This window comes from Microcystis sp. M49636_WE2, from assembly GCF_030065375.1.
In the GTDB taxonomy this organism is placed as follows: domain Bacteria; phylum Cyanobacteriota; class Cyanobacteriia; order Cyanobacteriales; family Microcystaceae; genus Microcystis; species Microcystis aeruginosa_C.
In genome coordinates this window covers 1-4,411 of record NZ_JASJFG010000128.1, presented here as the reverse complement: position 1 = coordinate 4,411, position 4,411 = coordinate 1, and the positions used below count along the sequence as shown (strand labels likewise).

The following is a 4,411-nucleotide window of genomic DNA, read 5'->3' as shown; positions in this document are numbered from 1 at the left end:
TCCATAGACTTCGGCAGTGTCAAAAAAGGTGATTCCTGCCTCTACTGCCGCTTTAAAGGCCTCCTCTACCTGACTAGCTCCGTATTCCTTGCCATAGTTCCAGAATAGTTTATCTCCCCATGCCCAAGTCCCGATTCCCAAAGCACTGACGGCAATTCCTGTTTGTCCGAGATTAGCGGTTTGTCTAGTCATATTCCCTACAAAGAATGACAGCGTTTCCCATTAAAGTTGAAGTGTAACCTATATTTGGTCTGACTCACCACTAACCTCCTTTTTTGATTCCGGGAAATTCGCACCCATAATTAATGGGAAAGGACTTGACTTTGCCGGCGACTTGCGCTATGCTTTTCTTATAATGGGAGTCTGTGAAAAATTTTTTCAGACGCAAAGATTTCCATTATGAATAAAATATTTTAAAAATACTATCGCAAAATCTGCCGAGAAAAGCAAGCAAAATTTTGCCGATAATTGTTAAGTTTTGTATCTGGTTCCCCGGTTCTACCTGATAACTGTTCACCGAACACAGCAAAATCTCCCCAACACCTGGCCCCCACTAACCCCCTTTTTTGATTCCTGAAAATTCCCACCCATAATTAATGGGAAAGGACTTGACTTTGCCGGCGACTTGCGCTATGCTTTTCTTATAATGGGAATCTGTGAAAAATTTTTTCAGATGCAAAGATTTCCATTATGAATAAAATCCTTTAAAAATATTATCCCAAAATCTGCCGATAAAAGCAAGCAAAATTTTGGCGATAATTGTTAAGTTTTGTTAACAAAGAAATACAGAGATCAGCAAGGTCAAAAAATCGAAGTCTCTTGCTGATCTTGTTTGTCGCTTAACCTATGATTAGGTTAGGCGAATTTTGCGCTTTGACTAATTGTTAGTGCTAACTTCCGTGGTTTCAACAATTGCCGTCGGTTGGCAGGGAGTGGGTTGAAATTTCTCTGGAAAAGAGAAGCCTAAAAATGATGCGATCGCAATTATCGTGCCGGTAATTTTGGCAAGACTAACAACGTCTTCTCTGTACTTTAACCAATATTTATACATAATCATCAATCCTTTTACTTAGGAGGTGAACTATCTTTAGATTAAAAAAAATCTGATTATTTGTCGTTACTCAAAAGTCCTAAAAATGGTACTTTTTTTAGGTACTCTCAAGTAACCTGACAAGGTACTGAAAAGTAATCTTAAGTCCTGCAACCCTTAAAAAATGATGATGAATGAACTAAAAATGACTGAAATTAAACCCCTTTCATGGACTGAATTAGAAATGCTGGTTAATGATCTGAAAAAAGAGCATACAAACAAGGGATTAACAGACTTGGAGACAAAAATATTAAAAGGTATTTTTGATGATAAAACATATCGTGATCTAGCGAAAGAAATTAGGCAAGAAGAACAGTCAATCAAGAATGCGGCTTATGATTTATTTAAAATCTTGTCAGAGCAAACAGGTGAAAAGATTGGAAAGAGTAATCTGATTACTGCTTTGGCAAGGTATAGAGATAATTCTCAGACATTTGATCATAATAATAAACCTCAAACTCAGCAATCAAATAAAGTTCTTGAATTAGTTATTGAGGTAGGGATAGACGACCTGACACCAGAGAAAATTGATAAGATTAACAACCTTATTCAAAAAATCGCCAGAAACAACACGATCAAGCCTATTATGAAACTTAAAGGCAGTATTCGGCTATTTTTAGAAGGTTCAGAAGATGGACTACAGCGCCTAGCAGATTTACATCAATCGGGGGAATTGCAAGCCCTTCTCAATGAACTTAAATCAGACGATATACCCGAAATTATCGTCAAAAAAGCAGAGTTAACTACAGATGCAAAAGTTATTGAAAAAGCCGAATTAATTAAGGCAATTCGAGAGGGAACAATCGATAAGAAAACTCTACAACAAGTTGATTTAAGTGGGGCTATCCTGATTGGGGCTATCCTGATTGGGGCTATCCTGAGAGGGGCTAACCTGAGAGGGGCTTACCTGATTGGGGCTGATCTGATTGGGGCTATCCTGAGAGGGGCTAACCTGAGAGGGGCTGACCTGAGTTGGGCTAACCTGAGTGAGGCTTACCTGAGTGAGGCTGACCTGAGTTGGGCTAACCTGAGTAGGGCTAACCTGAGTAGGGCTGACCTGAGTGAGGCTAACCTGAGAGGGGCTTACCTGAGTGGGGCTATCCTGAGAGGGGCTGATCTGAGTGGGGCTAACCTGAGTGGGGCTAAACTGAGAGGGGCTATCCTGATTGAGGCTGACCTGAGTGGGGCTAACCTGAAAGAGGCTATCCTGAGTGGGGCTAACCTGAGTGGGGCTGACCTGAGAGAGGCTGACCTGAGAGGGGCTAACCTGAGTAAGGCTGACCTGAGTGGGGCGAAAGTTGAAAACGCTATCTTCATCGATGCAACGGGGATCACCCCCGAACAAAAACAGGATTTGATTCGACGAGGGGCAATTTTTGGGGATAATTCTAACGATCGCAGTAAAGTATTAGTTTAAAACAGCCTTTGATCTCCACCTTCAGCAGAGATTTAGGTAGGGTTGGCTGAATAAATGTGAAATATAGACGAGATAAGGGGTTTGGCGGCCTGTTTGGCCAAGCAGCTGCAAGATTTTCAAGCTGGTGGCTCAAAAACCTTGTATCTTAACCGGCGATCGCCCTTACTTTTTCAGCCAACCCATAATTAATGGGAAAGGACTTGACTTTGCCGGCGGCTTGCGCTATGCTTTTTATATAATGGGAATCTGTGCAAATTTTTTTTAGACGCAAAGATTTCCATTATGAATAAAATCTTTTAAAAATATTATCCCAAAATCTCCCGACAAAAGCAAGCAAAATTTTGCCGATAATTGTTAAGTTTTGTTAACAAAAAAATACAGAGATCAGCAAGGTAAAAAAATCGAAGTCTCTTACTGATCCTGTTTGTCGCTTAACCTTATGATTAGGTTAGGCGAATTGGCTCTTCTGGTTTTTGTGTGGAAGGAAGAAGAATAGGGATAATTTGGGTGCATCTCAATTTTGTCGAAATATCTATAGGACATTTTGGGCGCACGCGGTGCGCCCCTACCATTGGCGCAATAATATTATTGTAGGGGCGAATTGCATTCGCCCTCTTTGATTAACCCACCGCAAACCCTGTATATTCTCTGACTAGGGGTTCATGAAAGGCTAAAACAATATCTTCTTTAGGAACGCCTAAATTAACTAATTCATTGGCAATTCCCACCTCAGTGCCATCATGTTGTATCCAGATTTTACCCTTTTTAATATCGAGATGCAAAACACAACCATGATATCTTCGTCTATTTTTCCAGCCAACATACATCAATTGATAGTGATCGCCAACAGTATCAAAAATCAATTGTTGTTCAATCGGATCTTTAGATGAACCTATCTGAGAATATTCAGTAATGACTTGCTTGACATAGTGACGATATTGTTCTAATTTTTCCATTCGACAATTACCTCCCCAATCGGATCATAAATAATCAGGTAAATTTGAAATCGTTTAACGACAGTTTGAATAAATCGCAATTCAAAAAAACTATAATAAATATCTAAGGGAACAGCTAAATATAACTGTCTTTTAGGTTCTTTTTCTTCTAAAGCAACACGATAATTAAAGAATTGTCCAATGGCAGTATGAAATTCTGAAATGCTGGATTTACCGATAAAACTTTTAATTTCAACGGCTATCTTTTCATTATCTTTTTCTGCGGCTATCAGTTGCTCTGCTCCTAAATCGACATACATTTCTACATCACCCACTTCAATCCTTAAAGGGTCATCCGTAATGATCCAACCCTCTTTTTCTAATCCTTTTCTCACTGCACCATGAAAACGATCTTTAGCAGACATGAATCTTGAAGTTAGCAGGCATAATAATTATTAATTATAACATTTAGTCATGACGAGCGACAGGGTGAGAGCATCTCAAACCCTATTGACAATTGGCCAATTTTGTGATCCGCGTGGGTATTTCAAGTGATAAGGGACTTGCGTGAGAATAATATCCCAATCGATCGGAGGGCGCAAGCTTTGCGCCCCTACAGTAACGGATTTTGTCCACAATGTAGGGGCGAACTGCGTTCGCCCAAAAGGTACATTATCAAAGCGCAAGTCCCTAAGCTAAGACGTATTTAAACCGCTTATTCTTAGATTAGCCCCCCCCTTGCCTGATCTCAACAAGCAATTTGAATTAAGAACAGCTTAACTAGCTGACATCCATCGTGATAAAATCGGTCTTGTCTTTCTTCTGCCCGCGCAACGCCGAGCGGCGGTATGTTGAGCTTATTTCCCCTTTTACTTTTTACTTGGTATAAATCGTGCAGGTTTTCATTTATCATACTCCCGAACTTACCCCCGTCCATACTCTACCCGATTGCGCCGTCGTTATCGATGT

The 4,411-nt window shown here is 40.2% G+C and carries 5 protein-coding genes and 1 pseudogene; 2 read left to right on the top strand and 4 right to left on the bottom strand.

Going from position 1 to position 4,411, the window contains the following annotated elements; all coding sequences use genetic code 11:
* On the bottom strand, nt 1–192 hold a 192-nt coding region (locus PX484_RS03060; protein WP_288102809.1), incomplete at its 3' end, for an aldo/keto reductase.
* 685 nt (nt 193–877) lie between these two features.
* Complete coding sequence (locus tag PX484_RS03055) at nt 878–1,051, bottom strand: hypothetical protein (protein WP_196219823.1); 174 nt, start codon at nt 1,049–1,051, stop codon at nt 878–880.
* A gap of 163 nt (nt 1,052–1,214) precedes the next feature.
* Between PX484_RS03055 and PX484_RS03050 the strand changes: the two genes are divergently transcribed.
* Nucleotides 1,215–2,507 (top strand): pentapeptide repeat-containing protein, encoded by a 1,293-nt coding sequence (locus PX484_RS03050; protein ID WP_288102808.1) that lies wholly within the window; start codon nt 1,215–1,217, stop codon nt 2,505–2,507.
* Between the two features lie 620 nt (nt 2,508–3,127).
* Here the strand turns inward: PX484_RS03050 and PX484_RS03045 are convergent.
* Together PX484_RS03045 and PX484_RS03040 are read right to left on the bottom strand one after the other, a co-directional pair.
* Nucleotides 3,128–3,463, bottom strand: a complete 336-nt coding sequence (locus tag PX484_RS03045; protein ID WP_002748301.1) for a XisI protein — start codon at nt 3,461–3,463, stop codon at nt 3,128–3,130.
* Entirely contained in the window at nt 3,451–3,867 is a 417-nt protein-coding gene (locus tag PX484_RS03040) for a XisH family protein (RefSeq protein WP_002751648.1), read from the bottom strand. Before PX484_RS03040 ends, PX484_RS03045 begins: the two co-directional genes overlap by 13 nt.
* A gap of 467 nt (nt 3,868–4,334) precedes the next feature.
* Between PX484_RS03040 and PX484_RS03035 the strand changes: the two are divergent.
* Nucleotides 4,335–4,411: pseudogene (locus tag PX484_RS03035) on the top strand (2-phosphosulfolactate phosphatase family protein); the annotation flags it as partial.

Excerpts from the sequence above, each read along its gene's own strand:
- PX484_RS03055 (WP_196219823.1), bottom strand. The coding sequence starts at position 1,051 with ATGTATAAATATTGGTTAAAGTACAGAGAAGACGTTGTTAGTCTTGCC.
- PX484_RS03040 (WP_002751648.1), bottom strand. The coding sequence starts at position 3,867 with ATGTCTGCTAAAGATCGTTTTCATGGTGCAGTGAGAAAAGGATTAGAA.
- PX484_RS03045 (WP_002748301.1), bottom strand. The coding sequence starts at position 3,463 with ATGGAAAAATTAGAACAATATCGTCACTATGTCAAGCAAGTCATTACT.
- PX484_RS03050 (WP_288102808.1), top strand. The coding sequence starts at position 1,215 with ATGATGATGAATGAACTAAAAATGACTGAAATTAAACCCCTTTCATGG.